Source organism: Streptomyces sp. NPDC021622 (assembly GCF_040640795.1).
Classification (GTDB): Bacteria; Actinomycetota; Actinomycetes; order Streptomycetales; family Streptomycetaceae; genus Streptomyces.
In genome coordinates this window covers 1-25,630 of record NZ_JBFACK010000032.1, presented here as the reverse complement: position 1 = coordinate 25,630, position 25,630 = coordinate 1, and the positions used below count along the sequence as shown (strand labels likewise).

Genomic DNA, 25,630 nt, shown 5'->3' with positions numbered 1-25,630 from the left:
TGTCCTAAGAAGTCGTGGCGGGCCTCTTGTACATCCGCGTCGCCGTGATCTCCCCGTGCACCGTCTCCTCGGCCGGGTCCTGCTGCGGCAGGCCCGGCCGCAGGTGCTCCTCGACGCTGATGTACTTCAGGCCCGCCCGCAGGTCCGCGTCATTGCGCAAGCGGATGACCAGCGGGAACTCGGCGAGCGCGGTCGTGTCGAACAGGCCCGTGGTGTAGAGCAGCTGCACGCCGAGCGCGTCCGACACGGCCCTCTGGAGCTCCAGGAGATACGTCGCGTTGGCGCGGCCGATGGGGTTGTCGAGGAACAGCGTGCCGGCGTGCCGGTGCTTGTCGCGGCCCCGGTCGTTGCTGCGCAGCGCGGCCATCGTGCAATACAGGGCGATGGCCGCGGTGAGCAGCTGACCACCGGAGAACACGTCGCCCATCTGCCCGACGGGCACCCGCTCGGCACGGAGCACCGCGTCCGGCTTGAGGATCTCCACGGCGATGCCGCGCGGCTCCAGGGCGGCCTGAACTCCGCGAAGGAGCAAGGACATGCCGTCCCGCCGCAGATCGGAGTTCTTCTTCACGGCCGCCCGGGTGGCCTCGTCGATGACCTCGCCGAGGCGCTCGGTCAGCGTCGCCTGGTCGGGTTCCTCGAAGCGGACCCGCAGGAACTCCTGGCCCGACCACTCCCCCAGGCCCTCGGGCAGCTGGGAGAGGCGCTGCGCGGAACGGAGCGTGGCGAGCGAGGACTCGACCAAGCCGCGCAGCCGGTCGACGATGCTGTCGCGGTTGCGCTCCAGCTGCTCCAACTCGTCGGTGAGGACGCGCAGTCGGGGTGCGAAGGCGTCCGCCCACTTCTTGGCGTGCTCCGGCAGCGCGGAGGCGGGCAGCTCGCGGATCTGCTGGCGGGCGGGGGTGCGTACCTGCTCGTAGCGGGTGGAGTTCGCATGGCGTACGAGGATGTCGCTCGCCTCGCGGACGGCGGCCTCGGCGGCGGAGAGGTCGGCGGCGCAGCCGCGCAGCGAGCGGCGGGTCTCGGCCGCCGACTGGCGGGCCTCTTCGAGGGAGCCGGGGAACGGCTCGGGCTCTTCGGCCCCTTCCTCGTCCTGGTGCTCACGCAGCAGGTCGCGCAGGAGCGCGGCCGTCTCGTCGAAGCCGCCTGCGGCGTCCTCGGTGGCGCGGTGGGAGTGCAGCAGGGCGGCGTGCGCGTCCTTGGCCTGGGTCAGCGCATCGGTGTGGGCGGCCAGTTCGCCGGTGGCGGTGCGCAGGAGGGTCTGCGCCTGCTCGGCGTCGGCGGGCACGAGGTCTTCGGGGAGCTCGGTGTGCGCGTCGCCGTCCTCGGGGGCGAGCCGCTCGGCCTCGCCACGGAGCCTGCCGAGCTGCTCGCTCGCGGTGGACGCGCGGGTCTCGATGAGCTGGACCTGGGCTTCCGCGCGGGCGGCCGCGGCCTGCCGGGACGGTCCGTCGGAGCCGTCCGTGCCTTCGAGGAGCAGGGCGGCGCGGGTGCGGACCTTGTTGCTGAGCCGGTCGAGTTCGGCGAGGGCGCCGCTCTCGTCGCTCTCCGCGCGGGCCTGCTCGGCGCGCAGGTCGGCGCCGACGCCGACCTTTTCGTAGAGCTGGGACGCGGCGCGGTAGGCCTCGCGCAGGGCGGGCAACGAGGCCTTGGGGGCGTCGGTGCCCTCCGGCACGTCCTCGGGGGCACCCGCGATCTCGGCACGTTCGGCACGCAGGGCGCGGGCGGTACGGCGGGCGTCGTCGGCGGCGCGCTGGGCGGCGCGGCGGTCCTCGTCGGCGGCGCGGGCACGGTCCAGACAGGTCTGGGCGCGGGACTCCGACTCGATGGCGTCGTCGGCGAGTTCGCGCAGCTTGGTCTGCCAGCCGGCCCGCTCGCGGAGCCGGAAGGCGAGCCCCGCCAGGGCGTCGGCGACGCGGCGGGCGCGCTGGGCGGCCTCCTGCCGCTCGTCACGCACGCGTGCCGCTTCGGCGGCCGCCTCGTCGGCCTCGGCGCGGATGGTCCGGGCCTCGGCGAGCTCGGCCTCGGCCTCCTCGGCGAAGGCGCGGGCGCCGCGTGCGGCGGCGGCCAGCTCCTCGAGGCGTCCCGCCGGGCAGCCGGTGCGCCAGGAGGCGAGCCGCGCGGCGAGCTCACGGTCCTTGGCGAGGCGGACGGCGAGCGCCCTGATCTCCTCGTCGCGCCGCGCGGCCCGTGCGCGCAGCGTCTGCCGCTCCTCGTCGGCGGCGTGCTCGTCGTGCATGGCGGGGTTCGGGGGTACGAGGAAGACTCCCGCATCGCCTGCTTCATCGGCCGGTGTCGGGGCGAGGAGGGCCGCGGCGGTGCCGACGGCGACCGCCGAGCGGGGCAGCAGTGCGGCGCCGTCGAGGGCTTCGCGGGCGCGTGCGTGGGTGGCCGGGTCGGTGATGACGACGCCGTCGACCAGCTCGGGCCGGGCGGCGAGCACGCGCGCGTGGTCGACCGGGTCGACAGCCTGGGCCAGATAGCGCCAGCCGGGCAGCGCGGGGATGCCGTGCTCGCCGAGGAACTCGACGGTGGCCAGGACGTCGGGGCCCGGCGGCAGCAGCCCGCCGTCACCGAGGGCGCCCAGGATGCGGGAGTCGTCGGCGGCGGCGGTCCGCAGCTCGAAGAGCTGCCGCTCGGCGGACCCGACGCCGTCCTCCAGGAGCGTGCGCAGGTCGTCGGCGCTGCGGTCCAACTCCGCTACGGAGAGAGGGCCTTCGGCCGGGGGATGGGTGAGGGTGCCTGCGCTCGCCGCCGCGGCCGAACCGGTCTGAGCGGCGGAGCCCGCGGTGGCGCTGGAGCCGCCGCGCGTGCCGGACCCCGCGGCGGAGCCGGGGACCTCGTCCGCCGGGGAGCCTTCGCCGGTGGCGTCGCCGGAGTGCGCGGTCCCGTTGCCGTCCGTACCCGCGCCGCCCCTCACCCCCTGCCGGGGCTGCGGCACCCCGCCCGGGGAGCCCACCCCGGGCAGCCCGAGCAGCTCGGCGAGGCGCTCGTCGTCGGCGATCGATTCGGCGGCCCCGCGCTCGGCGTCGTACGCGTGCTCGGCGGCGTCCGCGGCGTCCGACGCGCGGGCCGCGGTGAGTTCCGCGCGGGCCTCGGCGGCGCCCGCCTCCTTGGCGTGCTCGGCGGAGCGCAGCGCGGCCTCGCGGGTGGTCTCCCAGGCGGCGACCGCGGTCTTCTCGGCGTCGCTTGCGGCCAGTGCCGCGCGCGCCGGGTCGGCGTCCGGGGCGGTGTCGTCGAGCCAGCCCGCGCGGACGGCCTCGGCGGTCTCCTGCTCGACCTCGGCCAGACGCTGGCGCAGGTGGCCTGCCTCGCTGCGGGCGCGCTGGGCCTCGGTCGCGGCGGCGGTGGCGTCGCGGTGGGCGGCCTCGCCGGTCTCCTGGAGTGCGGCCGAGCGCTCCTCCTCCTCGTTGGCGAGCGACTCGGCGCCCTCGGCCGCGGTGTGCAGGACCCGTACGAGATCGGCCGCCGCCTTGGCGCGGGCGGCGAGCGCGGGCGCGGCGTCCCGCTCGGCCTCCAGGATCGCGGCGGCCACGCGCGCGGAGCGGTCGGCGGCCGCGCGGTGGCGCAGTACGGCCTCGGCGGCCTGCCAGGCGGAGTGCAGCTGGCGCGCGTCGGCCAGCTCGCGGCGCTGGGCCGCGGCGGCCTTCTCGGCGACGGTGAGCGCCAACGAGGCGTGCCGGAAGGCGAGTTCGGCGGAGATCAGCGCGGACCTGCCGCGTGCCTGCTCGGCCGTCGTGACGGTGTGCGCGGCTGCGGTGACCCGTTCGGCGAGCTCGGCGGCGCGGCCCCGCTCGGCGACGGCCCGCGCGGAGAGCCGGCGGGCGAGCGTCCGGGTGCGCCGCTCGGCGCCCGCGTGCACGTCACGCGCGCGTGCCCGCGTTTCGGCGGCGTCGACGATCCGCCCGAGCAGATCGACGGACCCGGCGGTGAAGTCCCGCTCGGCGATGAGCTCGGAGCGGCGCCCCAGCTTGTTGCCGAAGCCATGGACCAGGTCGGCGAGCCCGTCCGTGTCGCGGGTGTCCGTGACGGCACGCAGCAGCAGGTCGGTGAAGTCGGAGTCCTTCTTGACCGCGAAGAGACCCGCAGCCTCTCCTTCGTCGGCGTTCATCTCCCGCTGGTAGCGGAAGAGTTCGGGGTCAAGGCCCAGGTCGCCGAGGTGTTCGTTCCAGCGGTCGTGGATTTCTTCCCAGTGCACTTCGAGGTGGGGGTACGCCTTGACCGCCTCGGTCAGCGCGTCGCGGAAGCCCTTCATCGTGCGCCGCCGCCCCTGGGCGCCCGACGCGCCCTCCACGGGCGGCCGCACCGCGGTGGACTCGGCGACGGGCAGCGAGTCCAGGCTCATACCGGGTCCGGGCCGGAAGGAGTACCAGGCCTCGGCGAACTTGCGCGGGTCGTTGGAGACCTGCCGCCCGCGCCACTCGCTGACCTTGCCGACCACGACGCACTCGCCGGTCAGGGTGTGCTGCCACTCCAGGGCGACGTGCCCGCAGTCGTCGGCGAGGAGGAACTTGCGCAGCACTCCGGAGCTGGCGCCGCCGAGCGTATTGCGGTGGCCCGGCAGCATCACCGAGAAGATCAGCTTGAGCAGGACGGACTTGCCGCCGCCGTTCTCCAGGAAGAGCACGCCCGCGGGCGCCGGGCGGCGCGGCGGGCCGACCGGCTCCTCCTCGAAGAACTCCGCCTGGGCGGGCGCGGGGTCGGGCACCTCCGCGCCCACGCCGCGCAGGTCAAGCACGGTGTCGGCGTAGCGCGCACCGGCGGGGCCGATGGAGTAGAGGCGGACCCGGGACAGCTCGTACATGGCGGCGGACTCTCGTCGTAAGTCGTGAGGAACAGCAGGAAGTTAAGGGCGGCGGTGACGTCAGGAGTGGAAGGGCAGGCCCGCGTCGGCGGCCAGCTCCAGGTCGTCGGTCTCGTCGGGGGGCAGCAGGGTCGCCGACCCGTCCGTGACGGGCACGATGCCGAGTTCGATGAGCTCGGCCATGGCCGCGCCGCCCGCCATGTCGCGGACCTGCAGCTGATAGCGCGCGGTGGTGCGGTACGTCCCGCCGGAGTCGTCGCCCGTGCGCTGCAGGAACCCGGAGTCGGTGAGGAACGCGACGGCCTTGCCGATGATCCCGGTGGTCGAACCGGCGAGCCGCCGGGCGTCCTTGGTGGCGCCGGTGGAGCTGCGCCGCGCCCAGATCCGCCAGGCGGCTTCGAGGCCGGGGGCGTCGGTCGCCGGGTCGGTGTTCTCGCCCTGCTCCTCGGCGCGCTCCTCCAGGCGGTGGCAGGCCTGGCGTACGAAGGCGTCCACGCCGTTGACCGTGACCCGGCCGATGTATCCGTCGTCGGCGAGGTCCTCGGGGCGCGGGAACGCCATGGCGGCGACGGCAAGATGGGCGAGGCCGTGCAGAAAGCGGTCGGTGGAGTCGGCGGCGGTCCTGCGCGCGTAGTCGCCCATGCGGACGGCGAACACGGAGTCCTCGGCGGCCGTCACTGCCATGCCCGCGCGCGGGGACACCTCAAGGACGACCAGGCCGAGCCCGGTGGCGACGGCGTCGGCGAGCCGCGCGAAGGGCGGGTCCTCGCGGTATCGGCGGAGAAGTTCGGCGTACTCCTGGTCGCGGGCGGGCTGCAGCTTGGGCTGCAGCCCGAAGGCGACGAGGCGCGCGGCGTCGGCGGCGTCGGCCGGGGTGACGGCCGCGGTCGCGGCGGGCGCCACAGGTGCCGTCGGGGGACCCGGCTCGCCCCACGCGGCGTGCTCTGCGGGGTGGTCGGTCACGGCTTGTGCTCCTTGCGGCGGTCGTACGGGAAAGTCCTGGGAGGGGCGGGAGTGCTCACGCGGCCTCCGTCCGGTCGGCGGCCATGCCCGCGGCGTCGAGCAGGGCCGTGCCCACGATGAGGTCCGCGCCGCCGAACTCCGGGTCGTCGAGCTCCGTGCCGTCGTCCACGGCGAACAGGAGCTTCTCCTCGCCCTGGCGGTAGGCCGTGCCGACCGGCGGGCTCGCCGCGTGGACGGCCAGGAGGGCGACCAGATAGGGCAGTTCGGCGTCGCGGCAGCGGGCGTCGGCGAGCAGTCCGGAGAGGCGGCGGGGCGCGTCGGCGGGCAGGTCGAGCAGCTCCATGGCGCTCGCGAGCTGCTCCTCGCTGAAGCGGCTGTCGTCGGGCGTCGCGATGAGGTCGGGCTCGGGCATCTCCACGCCCAGGTGCTCGCGCTCCTGCGGCGGCGTGAGCAGTATGTCGACCAGGTCCCCGACCCGTACGGAGACGGGTGTGCGCAGCCCCGTCCCACGCGCGAAGAAGGCACCCGTGACGCGGCTCGCCTGCTCGACCGGGAGCGGCAGGAGCGGCGCGACGAGCTGGCCGTACAGGTCGAGGCCGGTGCGGGCGGTGGGCGCCGCGAAGGCCTGGCGGTCCTGCTCGGCGCGGAACAGCGGACCCGCTTCGAGGAGCCGGGACTGCAGCTGCGTATGGCGGCGGATGCAGTCCTTGACGATGTCGACCAGCTCGGCGGCGCGGCGCTTGTGCTCGGGGTCCTCGGTCTCGTCGCGGGCCTTGCGGATGTTCGTCAGGATCGCGTTCTCGTGGCGGTAGCGGTCGGCGACGTGGTCGAGCGCCTCGGCGATCATGTCGGGGACGGCCTGCAGCCAGTCCACCGCGCGGACATTGCGCCGGGTCGCGTCGAGGGCCTTGCGGAGGGTCTCCGAATACTGCACGGTCCGATAGCGCGCCTGCTCGGCGGCGAGCTGGGCGTCGGCGAGACGGCCGCGGCTGATCAGGACCTCCAGCTTCACCTCGGCGGCGATCTGGGCGCTGGTGACGTCCGTGTCGAGGGCGCCCACCAGGACGTTGACCGCCTCGTCGGTCGTGCGGAGGTAGACGCCGCCCCCGTAACCGGGGACCTCTTCGATCAGCTTGAAGTCGTAGTCCCTGCGCACATACGTGCCGTCGGGCGCGAAGGTGCCGTACACCGCTCGGAAGCCGCGGTCGACGCTGCCGACGTTGATCAGGTTCTCCAGGACCCAGCGGGCCACCCGCTCGTGCTCGGCGGCGGGGCGGCGCGGGGCCTGCGCGGCGACGCGCGGGAGCAGCCTGGCCACTATCTGCTCATGGTCGGCGCCGGTGTCGAAGTCCATGTTGAGCGTGACGAGGTCGATGGCGGAGAGGGCCACCTCCGCCATCGCGTACACGGTGTACTCGCCCGCCAGGTTGGCCTTGCGCGTGTCCAGGTCGTGCAGCGGCGCCGTGCAGGCGAGCGCGCGGAGCCGCCGCGCCAGGCCCTCGTCGGCGGCCGGGCCCAGAGCGGGCCTCGGCCCCGCGCTGAGCTGGGGCGGAGCGGTGTCCGTAACGGCAGGCGAAGTCACGGTGCACAGACTAGGTCCTCGGTCTGACAACGGTCGAAACAGCGCAGAAGCGACCGGCTCAGGCCTCGGTCGGCACCAGGCGTCCGTACACCTCGACGAGCCCGTTGCGGGAGTCGTCCAGATACTCCGCGAGCAGCCGTTCGGCCTCGGCGGCGTCCCCGGCCCGGAGGGTGTCGAGGATCTGCCGGTTGCGTACGAGATACGGCTCGTGGAGGCGTCGCGGATCGTCCACCACGTGGAAGGCCAGGCGCAGTTCGGCGAAGACGCTGCGCATGACCTCGTCGGTGCGGGCGCTGCCGGCGAGCGCGACCAGCTCGCGGTGGAAGTGGATGTTGGCGGTGGAGACGCCCTTCCACTCGCGTTCGCGGGCCGCCTTGGTGCCGTCCGCGACGGCGCCCGCGAGCCCGTCGAGCGCGAAGGGCGGGTCGCCGAGTCCGCGGACGACCGCGCACTCCACGAGGCGCCGGGTGCGGTAGATGTCCTCCACGTCCTCAATGGTGAGAACTCGGACAAATACCCCGCGGTTGAGTTGATGGACGAGGAGTCGCTCGTGCGTGAGCAGCCGGAAGGCCTCGCGCAGCGTGTTCCGCGAGACGCCGAGGGCGCCGCCGATGCTGTCCTCCGACAGCCGCACCCCGGGCGGGAAGTAGCCCTCCGCGATCCGGCCGCGAAGGATGTCCGAGACCCGCTCCGCCGTGCTCGTACGCCCCAGGAGCGCCCGGTCGTCGGCCAGTCCGCTCGCGCCAGCGATTCCCTCGGTCATGCCCGGATTCAATCGCAGACAGAAGAACGAAACAACATGGGTATTGAGGGATCGTTCAACGATCCTCTACCTTGGCGGGCACGGCACGGTCCCCACCCGCTCCGTAAGCCCGCGATGCCCGACCCACGCGACACGCTCGGCCCACTCCGCACCCTCCGTCCCCCTCCTGCGAGGTGCCCATGAGCACACCCCCTCCACCACAGGCCGTCTCCACCGAGGCACGCCCCGCCGCAGCCGAACTCCCCGAAAGCGGCGGCGCGTTCGGCTGGCTGCGCGACCTCGGTCCGCGCGGCCGCCGCGCCTTCGCCGGCGCCTTCGGGGGCTACGCCCTCGACTCCTACGACTACTTCACGCTGCCGCTGAGCATGGTCGCGCTCGCCGCGTACTTCGGCCTGGACAGCGGCCAGACCGGCCTGCTCACCACGGTCACCCTCGTCGTCTCCGCGATCGGCGGCGCCGTCGCGGGCGTCATCGCCGACCGGATCGGCCGGGTCAAGGCGCTGATGATCACGGTCATCACGTACGCCGTCTTCACCGTCGCCTGCGGTTTCGCGCCCAACTACGAGACGCTGCTGGTGTTCCGCGCCCTCCAGGGCCTCGGTTTCGGCGGCGAGTGGGCGGTCGGCGCGATCCTGGTCGCCGAGTACGCCACCGCCAAGAACCGCGGCCGCACGCTCGGCGCGATCCAGAGCGCCTGGGCGGTCGGCTGGGCGCTCGCGGTGATCGTCTACACCCTGGTGTTCCAGTTCCTGGACGAGGACATCGCCTGGCGGGTGATGTTCTGGACCGGCGCGCTGCCCGCCCTCCTGGTGGTCTACGTACGCCGCAACGTCCACGACGCCCCCGAAGCGGCCGCGGAACGCCAGAAGAGCGCCGACAAGGGCTCGTTCACCGCCATCTTCAAGCCCGGCCTGCTGCGGATCACCCTCTTCGCCGTGCTGCTCTCGACCGGCGTACAGGGCGGCTACTACACGCTCGCCACCTGGGTGCCCACCTACCTGAAGACCGAGCGCGGGCTCACCGTCGTCGGCACCGGCGGGTATCTCACCTTCCTCATCTCCGGTGCCTTCATCGGCTATCTGGCAGGCGGCTATCTCACCGATGTGCTGGGCCGCAAACGGAACATCACGCTCTTCGCGTTCCTCTCCGCGGCCAGCATCCTGGCGTACACGAACATCCCCGACGGCGCCAACGGCCTTCTCCTGGTGCTCGGTTTCCCGCTCGGCTTCTGTATGTCGGCGATCTTCAGCGGGTTCGGTTCGTTCCTCAGCGAGCTGTATCCGGCCGCCGTGCGCGGCACGGGCCAGGGCTTCACGTACAACACCGGGCGCGCCGTGGGCGCCGTCTTCCCCACCATGGTCGGCTTCCTGGCCGACAGCTGGGGCGTCGGCGGTGCGCTGGTCTTCGGCGCCGTGGGCTACGCGATCGCCGTCCTCGCCCTCCTCGGGCTCCCCGAGACGCGGGGCAAGGAGCTGCTGTGACCGGGGCCTCCATCCCGATGCGCCATCAGGTCTTCCACGATCAACACCAGCCGGGTTGAAACCAGCCCGGTCTGTCACACAGCGAAACAGGAGACCTACGTAGATGACCGACGCCGCTGCAGGACCGCAGGCCGACGCCGTGATCGACCTCAACGCCGACCTCGGTGAGGGCTTCGGCCGCTGGCGCCTGACCGACGACGAGGAGCTCCTCTCCGTGGTCACCAGCGCCAATGTGGCCTGCGGGTTCCACGCGGGGGACGCGGCCACCATGCGCCGGGTCTGCGCACAGGCGGCCGAGCGCGGGGTACGGATCGGTGCGCAGGTCTCCTACCGCGACCTGGCGGGCTTCGGGCGGCGCGCGATGGACGTGCCGCCCGACGAGCTGGCGGCCGAAGTGGCGTACCAGATAGGCGCCTTGGAGGTCTTCGCACGGGCGGCGGGCACGCGCGTGTCGTATGTGAAGCCGCACGGCGCGCTCTACAACCGCGTCGTCCACGACGAGGACCAGGCGCGTGCCGTCGTGGACGGAGTGCTGCTCGCGGACGCCACCCTCCCGGTGCTCGGACTGCCCGGTTCACGCTTCCTGGAGGTGGCCGGCAAGGCCGGCCTTCCCGTCGTCACCGAGGCTTTCGCGGACCGCGCGTACACCCCGCAGGGCACGCTCGTGCCGCGCGGCCGGGACGGCGCCGTCATCACGGACGAGGCCGCCGTGGTCGAACGCTCCGTCTCCATGGCCCGGTCCGGGACCGTCGCCGCCCAGGACGGGCGGCGGATCGACGTCCGCGCGCGTTCGCTGTGCCTGCACGGCGACACTCCGGGGGCGGTGGGCCTGGCCCGCGAGATCCGGGCACGGCTCGAAGCAGCGGGCGTCGGCGTCGAGGCGTTCGCGTGAGGGTGCTTCCGGTCGGCGGCCGGGCGCTGCTCGTCGAACTCGCCGACGGGGCCGAGGCGCAGGCGCTCCACGCCGAGCTGCTGCGCCGCAGGGCCGCGGGACTCATCCGGGTGCGCGAACTCGTGCCCGCGGCCCGCACGGTGCTCCTTGACGGCCTTGACGACCCCGGCCGCGTCGGGGCGGAGCTCGCCGGTCTGGAGATCCCGCCGCTCTCGGCGCGCGACGAGGCGGTCCTGGAGATCCCGGTCCGCTACGACGGCCCCGACCTGGCGGAGGTGGCGACGCACTGGGGTGTGCCGCCCGAGGAGGTCGCACGGATCCACTCGGCGGCCGAATTCCGGGTCGCCTTCTGCGGATTCGCGCCCGGCTTCGGCTATCTGACCGGGCTGCCGGGCCACTACGAAGTACCGCGCCGGGCCACTCCACGCACGACCGTCCCGGCGGGCAGCGTCGCCCTCGCCGGGCCCTACACCGGGGTGTACCCGCGCCCGTCGCCCGGTGGCTGGCAGCTGATCGGTTCGACCGATGCCGTGCTGTGGGACCACGCGCGCGTGCCCGCCGCGCTGCTCGCTCCCGGCGTACGGGTGCGCTTCGTCCCGGAGGCACGATGACCGACCGTGCCTTCGCCGTCGTACGGGCCGGTGCGCTGACCACGGTGCAGGACCAGGGCCGCCCCGGGCACGCGCACCTGGGGGTGCCGCGCTCCGGAGCGCTCGATCCGGCTGCCGCGCGCCTGGCCAACCGCCTGGTCGGCAACCCGCCCGACGCCGCCGTCCTGGAGACCACCCTCAACGGCTGTTCCGTACGTCCTCGTTGCGAGGTGACGGTGGCGGTGGCCGGCGCGCCGTGCCCGGTGCGCGTCGACGGCCGTCCCGCAGCGTGGGGTGCGCCCGTGCGGGTCCCGGCCGGGGCACTGCTCGACATCGGGGCGGCCGTCTCCGGAGTACGGTCCTACGTCGCGTTCGGCGGCGGCGTCGCCGTCGAACCCGTGCTCGCCAGCCGCTCCACGGACCTGCTCTCCGGCCTAGGCCCACCGCTCCTGGCGGACGGAACCGTCCTTCCTCTGGGGAGCGTTGTCGCGCCCCACGCGCGCGTGGACACCGTCCCGCACCCGGCACCACCGCACGAACTGGTCCTGCGGGTGACGCCCGGACCACGCGCCGACTGGTTCACGTCCGGCGCCCTGCGCACGCTGACCACGCGCGCGTACCGGGTGTCGTCGGCGAGCAACCGCATCGGCCTGCGCACCGAAGGCCCTTCCCTGGAGCGGGCGTTCACCGGCGAGCTGCCGAGCGAAGGCATGGTCCTCGGCGCCGTCCAGGTGCCGCCGGACGGCCGGCCCGTGGTGTTCCTCGCCGACCACCCGACGACCGGCGGGTACCCGGTGATCGCGGTGGTCAGAGAGGCCGACCTCGGCGCGGCCGCCCAGGCGGTGCCGGGCACGCCGCTGCGCTTCGTCACGGGGGCGCCGCGTACCTGAGCGCCGCGTACGTGAGAGCCGCTATGCCGCGTCCGGCTGCTCGGCGGCCGAGAGCGCGGCGAGGGCCGTGGCCACTGCGTGGCTGGCGATCAGGTCGAGGCGGGCGCTGCTGCCCCGCACCTGGTGGCGTACCTCGTCGGCGGCGAGCGTGAGCAGCTGGGGCAGCAGATCGGTGCACCTGCGCGCCACCCACCCGGTGCCGGCGGTGGCCAGCCACCAGATGCTCGCCGACCGGGTGGGCTGCGGGAGTTGAGGCTCGCGGGACGGTGGGCTGCCGGCCGCGGTGCCGCGTGCCGCGAGCAGTGCGTGGAAGCGGGCGGCGAGCAGCCGGTGCCCGCGCTCGCCAGGGTGCAGCCGGTCCGCGCTCCACAGGCCGCGGTCGGCCACCCAGTCGCCCTCCGCCGCGTGCAGGTGCACCGCGCCGTACCGCTCGGACAGCGCGTGTACGACCGCGTTGACGCCGCGCTGGCGCCTTGCCAGCGGGCGGGCCAGGGCGCCCGGCAGGCCGAGCATGGCCCCGGGGTCGGGCAGGCAGGCGGTGAGCAGCAGGGCGCCCTGCTGTGTGCAGGAGGCGTAGATCTGATCGAGGCGGGCGGCGACGGCGTGGATGTCGAAGGTGCAGCGGAGGGTGTCGTTGACGCCGACGACTACGGAGACGACGGCTGGCCGCAGGCCCAGTGCCGCGGGCAGCTGGCGGTGCAGGACATCCGAGGTCTGGGCGCCGCTGACGGCCAGGTTGTGGAACTCCACGCCCGCTTCGTCCCCCGTGAGCCCGGCGGCCAGCAGCGCCGCCCAGCCGCGCCATCCTTCCGCTACGGGGTCCCCGATCCCCTCGGTGAGGGAGTCACCCATGGCCACGAAACGCAGGGGGCTCATGATGCGTACCCTGTGTTGTTCGTTGCCGTCCTTGCCCCGCCGCCTGGTGCATCCGTGCCCGGCAGGGGGGTTGTGCCCACCCTTCCCCAAGCTCTCGGCTCCGCTCGAGCAGGGGAGACCCCACTCGCCCTGCGGGACGCCTGCCCACAACCACTAGGCACTTCATGTGCGGCCAAGAACGCGGCTACCGCCGCTTCCCAGCCGAAACACTCCGCACGCGCGCGTGCGGCCTCCCGGCGTTGGCCTTCGAGTCGCGCAAGAAGTGTCTGGACGGCGGTTGCGAACGCCTTGCCGCCATCCTTCGCGACGGCGCCCGCCCCGCCCACGATCTCCGGCAGCGCCGACGACGCGCTGGCCACCACCGGCGTGCCGCAGGCAAGGGACTCCAGGGCCGCCAGGCCGAACGTCTCGCAGGGGCCCGGCGCCAGGCAGACGTCGGCCGCCGACTGCAGCGCCCCCAGCGCCGCGCGGTCCGCGACATGGCCGAGGAAGGTCACCGGCAACCGCCGATCGCGTGCCCGCTGTTCGAGGCGGCCGCGCAAAGGGCCGTCCCCCGCCACGACGAGCACCGCCCGTACACCCCGCCCGCGCAGCGCCTCCAGGGCGTCCAGCGCCGTGCCAGGGCGCTTCTCCACGGACAGCCGTGAGCACAGCACGAGAAGCACCTCGTCCACGCGCGCGTGGCGGGCCCGCACGCGGGCGTCGTACAGCCCCGGGTGACGTCCTTCCAGGTCGACGCCGAGTGAAGCACGTACGACATTGCGTGCCCCGATGCGGACGAACTCGCGCTCCGCCCACTCCGTGGTGCACACGACACGCGCGTACGCGTGCGCGGTACGGGAGTTGAGCGCGTCGGCTGCACGGAGCGCGGCCCCGGGAGGCAGGCCCCAGGTCCTGAGGACGGCGTCGGTCGCCTCGTGGGAGACCATCACGGCCGGGATGCGGCGGTGGCGGGCCCACGCGCCGGTCCAGCGCAGTGTCGTGCGGTCGGAGACTTCGAGCCGGTCGGGGGCGAGGCGCTCCAGGAGCCGGGCCACCCGCACGCGGTCCTTGAGGACGCGGTAGCCGCCGGTGCCTGGCAGCACGGGGCCTGGCAGGGTCAGCACGCGTCCCTGCTCGGTGTCGCGCACCGAGGCCCGCTCGCCGGGAACGATGAGGACGGGTTCGTGCCCGGCCGCCAGGTAGCCGCGGCCCAACTCGCGCAGTGCCGTGCGCAGTCCGCCCGACGAGGGCGCGACGAAGTTGGCGAGCCGCACGATCCGCAGCCCCTCCGCGGGCCGTGCGCCGGACCGCGCCGCCTCGCGGGAAGCCGCCGCCTCCCGGTATGCCGCCGCCCTCATGCCGCCACCGCCGTCCGCGTCGCGAGCACCTCGGCGTAGTGGCCGACGAGCTGCTCGCCCACCGCACCCCAGGTACGCCCTTCGACGGCGGCGCGTCCTGCCGCTCCGTAGGCGGCGCGCAGCCCTGGATCGGCGGCGAGCGCCCACACCGCGTCCCGCACCGCGAGGGCGTCCCGCGGCGGCACGAGGACGCCGGTGCGTCCCGGCATGACGAGGTCGAGCGGTCCGCCGGCAGCGGGCGCGACCACCGGCACTCCGCTGGCCATCGCCTCCTGCACGGTCTGGCAGAACGTCTCGTACGGCCCGGTGTGCACGAACAGGTCCAACGAGGCGAAGATCCTGGCGAGTTCGTCGCCGGTGCGGCGCCCCAGGAGGAGCGCGCCCGGCAGCGCCGCCCGCACGGAGTCCTCGCTGGGCCCGTCGCCCACGACGACGACGCGCACGCCTTCGAGGCCGCAGGCCCCGGCAAGGAGTTCGACCTGCTTCTCGGGGGCGAGGCGGCCCACGTAGCCGACGATCAGCTCACCGTTCGGAGCGAGTTCACGACGTATCGCGGCGTCCCGGAGGGAGGGCCTGAAGCGCGCGGTGTCCACGCCGCGCGGCCACAGCCGCACCCGTGGCACGCCGTGCGCCACGAGGTCGCGCAGGGCGGCCGACGACGGGGCGAGCGTGCGGTCGGCCGCCGTGTGCACGGCGCGGATGCGCCGCCAGGCGGTGGACTCCCCCATGCCCATGTACGTACGGGCGTAGCCGCCCAGGTCCGTCTGGTAGACGGCGACGGCCGGAACGCCCTGCCGGGCCGCGGCCGCCATGCCGCGCGCGCCGAGGACGAACGGGCTGGCGAGATGGACGAGTTCGGCCCGGTGCGCGCTCAGCGCCGCGGAAAGGCGACGGCTCGGCAGCGCCACCCTGACCTGCGGATAGCCGGGGAGCGGCAGGGAGGGCACGCGGACGACGGGGCAGGGCGCGCTTTCATCGGCGTCCGCCCCGGCCGCGGGGGCCGGGGCGATGACGAGGGGGTCGTGACCGCGGGCAACGAGCTGCCGGGCGGTCTGCAGCGCACAGTGCGCCACACCGTTGACGTCGGGAGGGAAGGATTCGGTGACGATGACGACACGCATACCCGTGTTGTCGTCGTGCGGGGCGTGGGCACGTCAACGTGGATCTTTCCTGGCGGGGAACGTCCCATGAGCGTTCCCCTCCACGCCCGGCCCCGGCGTCACCGCCGGGTCACACCTCGGCCGCGTCGGGGTCGATTCTGCTGCGCACCGCGCTCTGTACGTCGTCCTCTTCGGCGGGGTCCGCGGCGAGCCTTCTGAGCTGGGTGACCACGCGGGCGTCACCGGTCTCGGCATGCCGTGCGGCGACCTCGCGCGTGGACTCCTCGCAGTCCCACAGGCACTCGACGGCGAATCCGGCGGCGAAGGACGGGTCGGTGGCGGCGAGCGCGCGGGCGGCGCGGCCGCGCAGATGGGACGAGGCGGTCTCGCGGTAGACGTGGCGAAGGACGGGGGCCGCGCAGGCGATACCGAGCCGTCCTGCTCCGTCCACGAGGGTCCACAGGGTGGGTGCGTCCGGGCCTTCGCCGCGGACCGCTTCCCGCAGCGCGGCGAGCACCAGCTTGCTGTCGTGGGCCCCGCCTCTGCAGGCGAGCACCCGTCCGGCGGCGGCGCCAAGGGCGTCGGGCCGGTACGCCCAGCGGCGGGCCCACTCCACGGCGGCGACACTGCGCATCCGTTCGAAAGCCTCGGCCGCCGCGTCCACGACGACCTGGGAGGGGCTCTGGACGGCGTACTCGATCAGCTCGAAGACGTCAGGGTCATGGGCGTCGGCCAAGTAGCGCAAGGCGGTGCCGCGCGCCCCGTCGGAGCCGTTACGGGCGGCTTCGAGGATCTCGGCGCGGTCGTCGGGTCCGGCGACCGCGGTCAGGCAGCGGGCGGCCGGCACGTGAAGGACGGCGCCGCGCTCAAGTCCCTCCTGCGCCCAGTCGAAGACGGCCTGGACGCTCCAGCCGGGGCGTGGCCCCGAGGGCCGCATCTGGCGCTGCCAGCGGTCGAAGGAGCCCTGTTCCCGTGCGGCACGCACACGGGCACCGATATCGGCGCGGGGGTCCTCCTCCCACAGCCGCCAGGGCCGCGGTTCGTAGGCGTCGCGCACGGCGGCGGCCAGTTCGGCCTCGCCCTCCGCGTCGGCGGGGAATCTGGCGAGCACGGGGGCGGCAAGGGCGCGCAGGCCCGCGTCGTCGTCCCGCAGCGCCAGCTCGTCGAGGGCCCACGCCCAGTTGGCACCGAACGCCGCGTACCTGCGCAGCAGCTCCAGGGCGTCACGCCTGCCGTACGAGGCCAGGTGGCCAAGGACCGAGAGCGCGAGGCCGGTGCGTGAGTCGTCCGTGTCCAGGACGTCCTCGGGGTCGAACAGGTGCCGCTCGATGCCCTTGATCTCGCCGCGCAGATCGAGGTAGAGGCGGGCGAAGTACAGGGAGCGGTTCTCCACCTGCCAGTCGTGGCGGGGGTCGTGGAGCACACAGTGGTCGAGGGCGGCGAGCGCCTCGGATCGGGGTGCCGTGAGTGCGTGCAGCGTGCCGTCGCCGCGGCCCCGCTGCAGCAGGCCGAGCAGCGTACCGCTGGGCGCTATGACCGGATCGAACATGGGAAACAGCCTCACATCAAGCGTCGACGCAACCGGGAATCGTGAATTACCTGGCCGTGCGCCAACAGGTCGGGCCGCCCGCCGTCTCTTGCTTGTTGTAGACCATCTTCCTCTGCCTCTCGTCGGTGGCCCGAAGGGATCCCGGACGGAAGGTCCGGGGGCGGGCCGCTCACGGTCCGCGCGGTGCGGCAACACCTGCCCCGCCGTCGCGTCCGTAAATCACGTCGTCATGATGACCCAGCGGTTCAGCCCGCCGCGACCACATTTCCAGCGCCCCCGTTGTTGCTGGTCAGCTACCCCGTTCAGGCCGCCCCGAACAGCTCGAGCAGCTCCGTCTTGGCAAACATCCGGGCGGTGTCAACCGCCGAAGGAGTTCCCGCGGCCGGATCGGCACCACCGTCGAGCAGCACCCTGATCACCGCGTCCTCACCCTTGAAGACGGCACCCGCGAGCGGCGTCTGCCCCCGGTCGTTGGCGCGGTTGGCCTCGGCGCCCCGCTCCAGGAGGGCACGGACCGCGTCGGCGTGCCCGTGGTAGGCGGCCAGCATCACGAGCGAGTCGCCGCTGTCGTTGGTGAGGTTGGCCGGAACGCCCGCGTCCACGTACGCCGCGAGCGCCGCGGTGTCGCCCTGCCGCGCCAGATCGAAGATCTTGGTCGCCAGCTCCACGACTTCCGGGTCGGGTGCTTCGCTCATGGACCGGACCGCCTTTCGAGTGCGGGGTGATTCGGGGGGCGTACGGCGCTCGGTGCGGCCGTACGAGTGAATCGACAGGGTACTGCCCGTCCGGGCACATGACCGGGCCCGCCCACGGCAAAGATCACAAGGGGCACATACACCTCACGACCTGCGCACGGGTGGCCCTGCAACCCTCGGCCATTCGAGGGAAATTACGCTGAATTCCCCCATTTGCACCTTTTATCGTATGGATACATGCTGTGAGCCTGGAAGTACTGATGGTGACTGTCCCCACCAACCAGGAGAACCCCCATGGTCCTTTCCATCTCGAGCGTCGTGCTGCTCGGAGTCATCGTCTTCCTGTTCTTCCGCAAGGACGGCCTCAAGGCGTCCCATGCGGTGGTCTGCGCGCTCTTCGGCTTCTTCATGGCGGGGACCGCCATCGCCCCGAGCATCAAGGCCGGCAGTGCGAGCCTGGCGAGCCTTCTCGGCGGGATCAAGTTCTGACGTCCCCTGCCCCCCGTAGTACTTCGTTCGCACCAACAGGAGACTGAAGTGGCCCGGCGCCCCCTCCCCCGCATTCTGAGCAACGGCACTGCCCCGATCGCCCGGAGCCGGGAGCTCGCACGGTCGGCCGCCGACAGCGCCACCGACGTCCTCCATCCGCTGATCACGATCACCCGTGGACTGCGCCGGCTGGCTTCAGCCGGGCGGCGCAAGTGGGCCGACACACCCAAGGACCGGCGCGGACCTCTGCTGTTCCTCGTGGCCTCCGTGGTTCTGGTCGTGGCGCTCATTCCGTACGGTCCGCTGCTCGCCGCCATCTGCCTGATGGCGGCCGCCGGGTGGACAGGACGGGAGCGCACGGCGCCCGCGCCGACCGGCCCCGACGAGGCGCAGATCCAGCGGCTGCAGTCCCTCTACGAAGCACTCGTCCCGTACTTCTCCGTCCCCGAGGACCCCGCCCCGCTCTTCGCGCACGGCGGCGAGTGGGACAAGGCCTTCACTTCGTACGAGTTCGACGACTCCGGGCGCGTCTCCCGTCTGGTGGTGAGCTACCCGGCGTACTTCACGGACGGCGAGGCCGAGTCCCGCGCACGGATCGAGCAGCTCCTGCACGCCAAGTCGGGACGCGGCCGCGAATACCACTTCGCATGGGACGAGGAGGGCAACCAGCTCACGGTGAACGTGCTGCCCCCGCTGCCCACCGACATCGCCGCCCAGCGATTCGTCACCGCCCCCGGCGAGACCGTGCTCGGCTTCACCGACCCCACCGGAGTCCAGCGCACCCTGCCCGTGGCCGACGGCGGCGACCAGCGCGACGTACCCCCCGTCGTCTGGCGCACAGGGCCCCGTTCCACCGAGCCGCACCTCCTGGCGGTCGGCCAGCCCGGCAGCGGCACCACAAGCCTGCTGCGGTCCATCGCCCTGCAGGCGCTCCAGCACGGCGACGTCCTGATCGTCGAGGGCAGCGGCACGGGCGACTACGCCTGCCTGACCGGCCGTGACGGCGTCCTTGCCGTCGAGTGCGGGCTCGCCGGGTCCCTGGCCAGCCTGGAGTGGGCGGCACACGAGACGGAGCGGCGCCTCATCTCCGCCAACCGCGCCCGGCAGGCCGGCCACCCGGCACCGGAGGACACCAAGCGCCCCCTATGGATCCTCCTGGACCGCCCGAGCGTCCTCGGCCACCTGGCGGCGGCCGACGGACACCAGGACCCGCAGTCACTACTGCAGGTACCGCTGCGGCACGGCAGGGCGGCCGCGGTCACGGTCGTCGTGGCCGACCAGTTCGACAGCCTGGACTCGCTGAGCGACTCCGTACGGCAGCACACCCGCGCGCGCGTGGTGCTCGGCCCCGCGACGCCCGACCAGCTCGAGGACGTCCTCGGCGTACCGCCGCACACGACCCCCACGGTCCACGTCCCGCCGGGCCGCGGCTATGCCCGGCTCGGCACGGCCGCGGTGCACCGCCTCCAGGTGCCGGCGACACCCGACCCGTACGACGACGCGACCAGCGAGTCGCACCGACAGGCGGTCCTGGAGCTGCTGCCGGGGCGGAGCACACCGGCGGACGCTGTTGAGCCGGTGGCGAGGGCAGGGGCGGGGGCGGAGCCTGAGCCGGTGCCCGCCGAGGGCTGAAGAACGGATGACGGGTGACAGATGACGGGTGACAGATTTCAGCGTCTGTCACCCGTCATCCGACCCGTCTTCTCTCATCCGCTACATGTCAGCAGACGTCACGCCACAAACGCCCGAGGCGTCTCCACCCCGGCCCCCGCCCCCGTCTCCACCAACCGGGCCGCCGCCGCCAGTCGCGCCGCCGCCTCGTCCGCCACCGCGCCTCCCACGGTGAACGGCAGCCGCACATACCCCTCGAACGCGCCGTCCACTCCGAAGCGCGGCCCTGACGGGACCCTGACCCCCACGCGTTCGCCGACCTCGGCGAGGCGGGAGCCGGAGATGCCGCCGGTGCGCACCCAGAGGGTGAGGCCGCCGGCCGGGACCTCGAACTCCCAGCCGGGCAGTTCGCGGCGGACGGCGGCGACCAGGGCGTCGCGGTTCTCGCGCGCCTGGGCCCTGCGCACCTCCACGGCCGACTCCCAACCGCCGGTGTTCAGGAGCCAGTTCACGGCGAGCTGTTCCAGGACGGGGGTGCCCATGTCGGCGTACGCGCGGGCCGAGATCAGGCTGCGGATCACATCGGGGGCGGCCCGTACCCAGCCGATGCGCATGCCCGCCCAGAAGGCCTTGCTCGCCGAGCCGACGGTGATGACGGTCGAGCCCGCCGGGTCGAATCCGCAGACGGGGCGCGGCATCGGCAGGTCCGTGTCGAGCTGCAGTTCGCTCATCGTCTCGTCGACGACGAGGACGGTGCCGGAGGAGCGGGCCGCGTCGACGAGTTGGCGCCGCTGGTCCTCGTCGGCGAGGGCGCCGGTGGGGTTGTGGAAGTCGGCGACCACATAGGCGAGCCGGGGCGCCGCGTCGCGCAGCACCTGGCGCCAGCGGTCCATGTCCCAGCCGCCGAGTCCATCGGCCATGGCGACGGGGACGAGGCGGGCGCCCGTCTCGCGCATGAGCTGGAGGATGTTGGCGTACGACGGGGATTCGACGGCGATGCGTTCGCCGCGCGGGGCGAAGAGGTGGCAGATCGCGTCGATGGCGCCCATCGCGCCGGTCGTGACCATGATCTGTTCGGGCATGGTCGGGATGCCGCGTGCGGTGTAGCGCTCGGCGAGCATCTGGCGCAGTTCGGGCAGTCCTGCCGGGTAGTCGCCGTGGGTGTGGGCGTAGGGAGGCAGTTCCTCCAGGGCGCCCTGGACGGAGCGGGTGAGCCAGGGCTCGGGTGCGGGCAGGGCCGCGCAGCCCAGGTCGATCATCGAGCCGAGTGCCTCGGGCGGCAGTGGTTCGAGCCCGCGCGCGGGCAGCGGGTTGCCGGCGGGGACGGCGGTCCAACTGCCCGCTCCCCTGCGGGATTCCAGGAATCCTTCGGTGCGCAGCGCCTCGTACGCGGCGGCGACGGTGGTCCGGCTGACGGAGAGCGACACGGCCAGTTCGCGCTCGGCAGGCAGCCGGGCGGCGACGGGGACCCGGCCCTCGAGGACGAGCATGCGGATGCCGTCGGCGAGGGCGCGGTAGGCGGGCGGCCTGCGGCTGCCCGGGCCCGCGGGGCGGGTCTGCTGAGAGGTGAGCAGCCGGGCGAGTTGTGTGGCGCCCACCGCCGAAGTCCACTGAGCCATGATTCCCAGTCCACCTTCCCGGAATTGGCCATGGTTGGCATCCCTTTGCAAGCCACAGAGTGTCATGCATCAGGCCACTACCACTAGCGGGGGGCATTCCTTGTCCACGACGAAGCCCACGACGAAGCCGACGACGAAGCCCACGGCGCATCTGGCGCGCCGGTTGATCCAGTTGTACGTGGGCCTTGCGCTGTACGGGGCGAGCTCCGCGCTCCTCGTGGAGTCCGGGCTCGGCCTCGAGCCGTGGAACGTGCTGCACCAGGGTCTGGCCGAGCTGACCGGGATGTCCATCGGCGTCGTCTCGATCTTCGTGGGCGCGGCCGTGCTGCTGCTGTGGATACCGCTGAGGCAGCGTCCCGGTCTGGGCACGGTGTCCAATGTCTTCGTCGTGGGCCTGGCGATGGACGGCACCCTCGCGCTGCTTCCGGACGCGCACGCGCTCGCCGCCCGTGTCCCGCTCCTGGTGGCGGGCATCGTCCTGAACGGTGTGGCGACCGGGCTCTACATCTCGGCCAGGTTCGGGCCGGGGCCGCGGGACGGTCTGATGACGGGCCTGCATCAGCGCACGGGCCGCTCGATCCGGCTGATGCGGACGCTGATCGAGGTGGCGGTGGTGGCCACCGGCTTCGCGCTGGGCGGCACGGTGGGCGTGGGGACGATCCTGTACGCGCTGGCGATCGGACCGCTCGCCCAGTTCTTCCTGCGCTTCTTCGCCGTCCCTGCTCCATCCGGGGGTGATGTGGTGGCTGCCGGCGGTCAACCGGAGCAGGCGATACTGCAGCGGTGACCCAGCGCGTACGCCATCCCTATCTCGACCATCCGGGCCCGCTCGCCTTCGCCCACCGCGGCGGGGCGGCCGACGGCCTGGAGAACACCGCGGCCGCCTTCCGGCGCGCCGTCGGCCTGGGCTACCGCTATATCGAGACGGACGTGCACGCCACGTCGGACGGCAGGCTCGTCGCCTTCCACGACGCGACGCTGGACCGGGTGACGGACGGGGCAGGCCGGATCGCCGACCTTCCCTGGGAGGACGTGCGCCACGCGCGCGTGGCGGGCCGTGAGCCGGTGCCCCTCTTCGAAGAGCTCCTGGAGTCGTTCCCGGACGTCCGCTGGAACGTGGACGTCAAGGCCGAGACCGCCCTGCTCCCGCTGCTTGATCTGCTGCGCCGTACGAACGCCTGGGACCGTGTGTGCGTGGGCTCGTTCCTGGAGGCCCGGGTGGCCAGGGCACAGCTCCTTGCGGGGCCGCGCCTGGCCACCTCGTACGGGACCCGGGGTGTGGCGGCGCTCCGGCTGCGCTCCTACGGGGTGCCGGCCATGGTGCGCGCGTCCGCGGTGTGCGCGCAGGTGCCCGAGACGCACGGCGGGATCCGGGTGGTCGACCACCGCTTCGTGCGCGCGGCCCACGCGCGCGGGCTGCAGGTCCATGTCTGGACGGTCAATGACGCGGACCGTATGACGGCCCTTCTCGACCTCGGAGTGGATGGCATCATTTCCGATCACATCGAGACGCTGCGCGAGGTGCTGAAGGACCGGGGCACCTGGGCCTGACCGCCTTGGCGGGGGCAGCGGACCACGGGGAACAGCGAGGGGGCACGGGTGGGCAGCGACACCGTGCGGGCAGAGCGGACGGCCGACGAGGAGGCCGCAGGGCGGCGGCGCGAACAGCGCGGCTGGTACGCCTACGACTGGGCCTGTTCCGTCTACTCGACGAGCGTCCTGACGGTGTTCCTCGGCCCCTATCTGACGGAGATCGCCAAGGCGGCCGCGGACGCGGACGGGTACGTCCATCCGCTGGGCGTCCCGGTCAGCGCCGGGTCGTTCTTCGCGTACACGGTCTCGGCGTCGGTGCTCGTCTCGATCTTCGTGATGCCGCTGGCGGGCGCCGCGGCCGACCGTTCGGGCCGCAAGAAGCCGCTCCTTGCGGCAGCGGCCTATCTGGGGGCCGGGGCGACGGCGGGGATGTTCTTCCTGGACGGCGACCGCTATCTGCTCGGCGGGTTCCTGCTGATCGTCGCCAATGCCTCGCTCGCCGTGTCGATGGTGCTCTACAACTCCTATCTGCCCCAGATCGCGACCCCCGAGGAGCGCGACGCTGTCTCTTCGCGCGGCTGGGCGTTCGGCTACGCGTCGGGCGCGCTCGTCCTGGTGGCGAATCTGGTCCTGTTCCTGGCGCATGACACCTTCGGTGTCTCCGAGGCGACGGCCGTGCGCATCTGTCTGGCGTCGGCGGGTGTGTGGTGGGGCGCGTTCACGCTCGTACCACTTCGAAGGCTGCGCGACCGCAAGGCGCCGCCTTCGGAGACGGCGGGACGCGGCTTGCGGCAGCTGGCGTCGACCGTGCGCGACATGCGCCGGCACCCGCACACCCTCGCCTTCCTCCTGGCGTACCTCGTCTACAACGACGGCGTGCAGACCGTGATCTCCCAGGCGTCCGTGTACGGCTCGGAGGAGCTGGGCCTCGGCCAGTCGACGCTGATCGTGGCGGTCCTGCTGGTGCAGCTGCTCGCGGTGGCGGGCGCGCTCGGCATGGGGCGGCTCGCCCGTACGTACGGGGCCAAGCGCACGATCCTGGGCTCGCTGGTCGCCTGGACGGTGACGATCGGCGCCGGGTATTTCCTGCCCTCGGGGGCGCCGGTGTGGTTCTTCGTGCTCGCCGCGGGGATCGGTCTGGTGCTCGGCGGCACCCAGGCCCTCTCGCGGTCCCTGTTCTCGCATCTGGTTCCTGCGGGGAAGGAGGCGGAGTACTTCTCCGCGTACGAGATCAGCGATCGCGGCATGGCCTGGCTGGGGCCCCTGGTGTTCGGCCTGACGTTCCAGCTCACGGGGAGCTATCGGGACGCGATCATCTCGCTGGTGGCCTTCTTCGTGATCGGTTTCGTGCTGCTCGCGAGGGTGCCCGTACGGCGTGCGGTGCGCGACGCGGGGAATCTCGTACCGGACAGGATTTAGCAACTGAAGCCAAAGGCCGGTAGTGTACGCGTTTGGCCTACCAGGCGGACCGTTACTGCGCGATGAGCATTCAGAAACGCTGGGTGACATCTGTGACTAGATGTGACAAACCGGGCGCTGGTGGGTACAACAAGGGGCGGCATACGACGGCGACGCATGACCCTGAACGGGAATCTTTACCGCCGACCGGACGTTGACCGGATGACGACGACAGCGACACCTGTCCTGTGGGCGACAAGCCCGGGAGGCACGATTCATGAGTGAGCGAGCTCTTCGCGGCACGCGCCTCGTGGTGACCAGCTACGAGACCGACCGCGGCATCGACTTGGCTCCGCGCCAGGCCGTGGAGTACGCATGCCAGAACGGGCATCGATTTGAGATGCCCTTCTCGGTAGAGGCGGAAATCCCGCCGGAGTGGGAGTGCAAGGTCTGCGGGGCCCAGGCACTCCTTGTTGACGGCGATGGACCTGAGGAGAAGAAGGGGAAGCCTGCGCGTACGCACTGGGACATGCTCATGGAGCGCCGTACTCGAGAGGAACTCGAGGAGGTCCTGGAGGAGCGCCTCGCGGTGCTCCGGTCGGGAGCCATGAACATCGCGGTGCACCCGCGGGACAGCCGCAAGTCCGCCTGACGGCGAACTGAACAACACCGCACACACGAAGGCCGGGGCCCTGCTGAGCAGGGCCCCGGCCTTCGTGTGCGTGCCCGTCTGCTGCGGGCTCAGTGCGGGAGCTGCGGGTCGTCCGGGCGCGGCCCCCGGGCCGGCGGCTCGTCGTCCCTGATGACCTCGCCCTGGACGACCTTGCCGTCCGGGCGGTGCATGCGCGCCTGCTGGAAAGCGTCGCCGAGGCCGCCGGGGGTGGCCTCGCGGACCTTGCGCTCGATGGTCCGCTCCGCGAAACGGCTGACGGCCTTCTGGACGGGCGGCACCAGGAGAACCAGTCCCAGGGCGTCGGAGATCAGCCCCGGCAGGATGAGCAGCAGCCCGCCAAGCATCGTCAGGGCGTTGCCGCCGCCCCGCTCGGGGGTGGGGGCCGTCAGGCCGCTCTGCTGCTGTTGCAGGGTCTCGCTGAGCTCCCGGAAGGCCCGGCGTCCGGCGCGCTTGATGACCACGCCGCCGAGCACCACACCGGCCACGAGCAGCAGGAAGACCGTGAGCCCGCCGGCGGCGCCCGCCACGACGGTCAGCAGCCAGATCTCCAGGACCAGCCACGCGGCGATGCCGAGCGGCAGGAACCTCAGGACGCGGGAGCGCCGGGGCCGGGCGGGTCGGGTGGGCGGTACGCCAGTCGTCATGGCTCCAGTGTGCCTGGGCCCGGTTCAGTCCGGCATAAGGGGATGATCAATAAGCCCCGCTGAGGCCCGCACCGGCCCCCTGCAGGGGGCCGGTGCGGGCCTCAGCGGGGCTTGCGGCCCGTGACGCGGCCGACGCGC

The 25,630-nt window shown here is 73.0% G+C and carries 21 protein-coding genes; 10 read left to right on the top strand and 11 right to left on the bottom strand.

Annotated features, from left to right (window positions below):
• Positions 1–4: 4 nt before the first annotated feature.
• From AB0G47_RS40070 to AB0G47_RS40055, 4 genes are all read right to left on the bottom strand, one after another.
• Positions 5–4,804, bottom strand: coding sequence for a hypothetical protein (locus tag AB0G47_RS40070; RefSeq protein WP_360780791.1), 4,800 nt, complete (start codon positions 4,802–4,804; stop codon positions 5–7).
• A 60-nt stretch (positions 4,805–4,864) separates the two neighbouring features.
• Positions 4,865–5,707, bottom strand: coding sequence for a hypothetical protein (locus tag AB0G47_RS40065; RefSeq protein WP_360780860.1), 843 nt, complete (start codon positions 5,705–5,707; stop codon positions 4,865–4,867).
• A gap of 115 nt (positions 5,708–5,822) precedes the next feature.
• Complete coding sequence (locus AB0G47_RS40060) at positions 5,823–7,349, bottom strand: hypothetical protein (protein WP_360780788.1); 1,527 nt, start codon at positions 7,347–7,349, stop codon at positions 5,823–5,825.
• 58 nt (positions 7,350–7,407) lie between these two features.
• Positions 7,408–8,112 carry a GntR family transcriptional regulator gene (locus tag AB0G47_RS40055; protein ID WP_360780785.1) on the bottom strand — a complete coding sequence of 235 codons (705 nt, stop codon included), beginning with the start codon at positions 8,110–8,112 and terminating at the stop codon, positions 7,408–7,410.
• 179 nt (positions 8,113–8,291) lie between these two features.
• Between AB0G47_RS40055 and AB0G47_RS40050 the strand changes: the two genes are divergently transcribed.
• From AB0G47_RS40050 to AB0G47_RS40035, 4 genes are all read left to right on the top strand, one after another.
• On the top strand, positions 8,292–9,593 hold the full coding sequence (locus AB0G47_RS40050; RefSeq protein WP_360780782.1) for an MFS transporter: 1,302 nt from the start codon (positions 8,292–8,294) through the stop codon (positions 9,591–9,593).
• 103 nt (positions 9,594–9,696) lie between these two features.
• Positions 9,697–10,485, top strand: coding sequence for a 5-oxoprolinase subunit PxpA (locus AB0G47_RS40045; protein ID WP_360780779.1), 789 nt, complete (start codon positions 9,697–9,699; stop codon positions 10,483–10,485).
• Complete coding sequence (locus tag AB0G47_RS40040) at positions 10,482–11,096, top strand: allophanate hydrolase subunit 1 (protein ID WP_266869098.1); 615 nt, start codon at positions 10,482–10,484, stop codon at positions 11,094–11,096. The genes AB0G47_RS40045 and AB0G47_RS40040 overlap by 4 nt, the downstream gene beginning before the upstream one ends.
• Positions 11,093–11,965 (top strand): biotin-dependent carboxyltransferase family protein, encoded by an 873-nt coding sequence (locus AB0G47_RS40035; protein ID WP_360780774.1) that lies wholly within the window; start codon positions 11,093–11,095, stop codon positions 11,963–11,965. The genes AB0G47_RS40040 and AB0G47_RS40035 overlap by 4 nt, the downstream gene beginning before the upstream one ends.
• A 21-nt stretch (positions 11,966–11,986) precedes the next feature.
• Here the strand turns inward: AB0G47_RS40035 and AB0G47_RS40030 are convergent, their stop codons facing one another.
• From AB0G47_RS40030 to AB0G47_RS40010, 5 genes are all read right to left on the bottom strand, one after another.
• On the bottom strand, positions 11,987–12,841 hold the full coding sequence (locus AB0G47_RS40030; RefSeq protein ID WP_360780770.1) for an SGNH/GDSL hydrolase family protein: 855 nt from the start codon (positions 12,839–12,841) through the stop codon (positions 11,987–11,989).
• Entirely contained in the window at positions 12,838–14,181 is a 1,344-nt protein-coding gene (locus AB0G47_RS40025) for a glycosyltransferase (protein ID WP_360780767.1), read from the bottom strand. Before AB0G47_RS40025 ends, AB0G47_RS40030 begins: the two co-directional genes overlap by 4 nt.
• Complete coding sequence (locus AB0G47_RS40020) at positions 14,178–15,302, bottom strand: glycosyltransferase family 1 protein (protein ID WP_360780764.1); 1,125 nt, start codon at positions 15,300–15,302, stop codon at positions 14,178–14,180. The genes AB0G47_RS40025 and AB0G47_RS40020 overlap by 4 nt, the downstream gene beginning before the upstream one ends.
• A 109-nt stretch (positions 15,303–15,411) precedes the next feature.
• On the bottom strand, positions 15,412–16,830 hold the full coding sequence (locus AB0G47_RS40015; RefSeq protein WP_360780761.1) for a HEAT repeat domain-containing protein: 1,419 nt from the start codon (positions 16,828–16,830) through the stop codon (positions 15,412–15,414).
• Between the two features lie 302 nt (positions 16,831–17,132).
• On the bottom strand, positions 17,133–17,525 hold the full coding sequence (locus tag AB0G47_RS40010) for an ankyrin repeat domain-containing protein (RefSeq protein WP_360780758.1): 393 nt from the start codon (positions 17,523–17,525) through the stop codon (positions 17,133–17,135).
• A gap of 294 nt (positions 17,526–17,819) precedes the next feature.
• Between AB0G47_RS40010 and AB0G47_RS40005 the strand changes: the two genes are divergently transcribed.
• Positions 17,820–18,014, top strand: coding sequence for a hypothetical protein (locus AB0G47_RS40005; RefSeq protein ID WP_360780755.1), 195 nt, complete (start codon positions 17,820–17,822; stop codon positions 18,012–18,014).
• 48 nt (positions 18,015–18,062) lie between these two features.
• Positions 18,063–19,646, top strand: a complete 1,584-nt coding sequence (locus tag AB0G47_RS40000; RefSeq protein WP_360780752.1) for a hypothetical protein — start codon at positions 18,063–18,065, stop codon at positions 19,644–19,646.
• A gap of 98 nt (positions 19,647–19,744) precedes the next feature.
• On the opposite strand, the gene AB0G47_RS39995 is transcribed toward AB0G47_RS40000, so the two are convergent.
• Positions 19,745–21,244, bottom strand: coding sequence for a PLP-dependent aminotransferase family protein (locus AB0G47_RS39995; protein WP_360780750.1), 1,500 nt, complete (start codon positions 21,242–21,244; stop codon positions 19,745–19,747).
• Positions 21,245–21,308: 64 nt separating this feature from the next.
• Here AB0G47_RS39995 and AB0G47_RS39990 point away from each other — a divergent pair, with 64 nt between their 5' ends.
• From AB0G47_RS39990 to AB0G47_RS39975, 4 genes are all read left to right on the top strand, one after another.
• A complete protein-coding gene (locus AB0G47_RS39990; protein WP_360780747.1) occupies positions 21,309–22,031 on the top strand; it encodes a hypothetical protein in 723 nt (240 codons plus the stop codon).
• Positions 22,028–22,795, top strand: coding sequence for a glycerophosphodiester phosphodiesterase (locus AB0G47_RS39985; protein ID WP_360780744.1), 768 nt, complete (start codon positions 22,028–22,030; stop codon positions 22,793–22,795). Before AB0G47_RS39990 ends, AB0G47_RS39985 begins: the two co-directional genes overlap by 4 nt.
• A gap of 48 nt (positions 22,796–22,843) precedes the next feature.
• Positions 22,844–24,196 carry an MFS transporter gene (locus tag AB0G47_RS39980; RefSeq protein WP_360780741.1) on the top strand — a complete coding sequence of 451 codons (1,353 nt, stop codon included), beginning with the start codon at positions 22,844–22,846 and terminating at the stop codon, positions 24,194–24,196.
• 256 nt (positions 24,197–24,452) lie between these two features.
• On the top strand, positions 24,453–24,827 hold the full coding sequence (locus AB0G47_RS39975; RefSeq protein ID WP_030360404.1) for an RNA polymerase-binding protein RbpA: 375 nt from the start codon (positions 24,453–24,455) through the stop codon (positions 24,825–24,827).
• An 89-nt stretch (positions 24,828–24,916) separates the two neighbouring features.
• On the opposite strand, the gene fxsA is transcribed toward AB0G47_RS39975, so the two are convergent.
• A complete protein-coding gene (fxsA, locus tag AB0G47_RS39970) occupies positions 24,917–25,492 on the bottom strand; it encodes an FxsA family membrane protein (RefSeq protein WP_360780738.1) in 576 nt (191 codons plus the stop codon).
• Between the last annotated feature and the right edge of the window lie 138 nt (positions 25,493–25,630).

What these genes read in the sequence shown, in the direction of transcription:
- AB0G47_RS40070 (WP_360780791.1), bottom strand. Translation starts at nt 4,804, where the DNA reads ATGTACGAGCTGTCCCGGGTCCGCCTCTACTCCATCGGCCCCGCCGGT.
- AB0G47_RS40055 (WP_360780785.1), bottom strand. Translation starts at nt 8,112, where the DNA reads ATGACCGAGGGAATCGCTGGCGCGAGCGGACTGGCCGACGACCGGGCG.
- AB0G47_RS40050 (WP_360780782.1), top strand. Translation starts at nt 8,292, where the DNA reads ATGAGCACACCCCCTCCACCACAGGCCGTCTCCACCGAGGCACGCCCC.
- AB0G47_RS40045 (WP_360780779.1), top strand. Translation starts at nt 9,697, where the DNA reads ATGACCGACGCCGCTGCAGGACCGCAGGCCGACGCCGTGATCGACCTC.
- AB0G47_RS40035 (WP_360780774.1), top strand. Translation starts at nt 11,093, where the DNA reads ATGACCGACCGTGCCTTCGCCGTCGTACGGGCCGGTGCGCTGACCACG.
- AB0G47_RS40030 (WP_360780770.1), bottom strand. Translation starts at nt 12,841, where the DNA reads ATGAGCCCCCTGCGTTTCGTGGCCATGGGTGACTCCCTCACCGAGGGG.
- AB0G47_RS40025 (WP_360780767.1), bottom strand. Translation starts at nt 14,181, where the DNA reads ATGAGGGCGGCGGCATACCGGGAGGCGGCGGCTTCCCGCGAGGCGGCG.
- AB0G47_RS40020 (WP_360780764.1), bottom strand. Translation starts at nt 15,302, where the DNA reads ATGCGTGTCGTCATCGTCACCGAATCCTTCCCTCCCGACGTCAACGGT.
- AB0G47_RS40015 (WP_360780761.1), bottom strand. Translation starts at nt 16,830, where the DNA reads ATGTTCGATCCGGTCATAGCGCCCAGCGGTACGCTGCTCGGCCTGCTG.
- AB0G47_RS40010 (WP_360780758.1), bottom strand. Translation starts at nt 17,525, where the DNA reads ATGAGCGAAGCACCCGACCCGGAAGTCGTGGAGCTGGCGACCAAGATC.
- AB0G47_RS40005 (WP_360780755.1), top strand. Translation starts at nt 17,820, where the DNA reads ATGGTCCTTTCCATCTCGAGCGTCGTGCTGCTCGGAGTCATCGTCTTC.
- AB0G47_RS39995 (WP_360780750.1), bottom strand. Translation starts at nt 21,244, where the DNA reads ATGGCTCAGTGGACTTCGGCGGTGGGCGCCACACAACTCGCCCGGCTG.
- AB0G47_RS39990 (WP_360780747.1), top strand. Translation starts at nt 21,309, where the DNA reads ATGCATCAGGCCACTACCACTAGCGGGGGGCATTCCTTGTCCACGACG.
- AB0G47_RS39975 (WP_030360404.1), top strand. Translation starts at nt 24,453, where the DNA reads ATGAGTGAGCGAGCTCTTCGCGGCACGCGCCTCGTGGTGACCAGCTAC.
- fxsA (WP_360780738.1), bottom strand. Translation starts at nt 25,492, where the DNA reads ATGACGACTGGCGTACCGCCCACCCGACCCGCCCGGCCCCGGCGCTCC.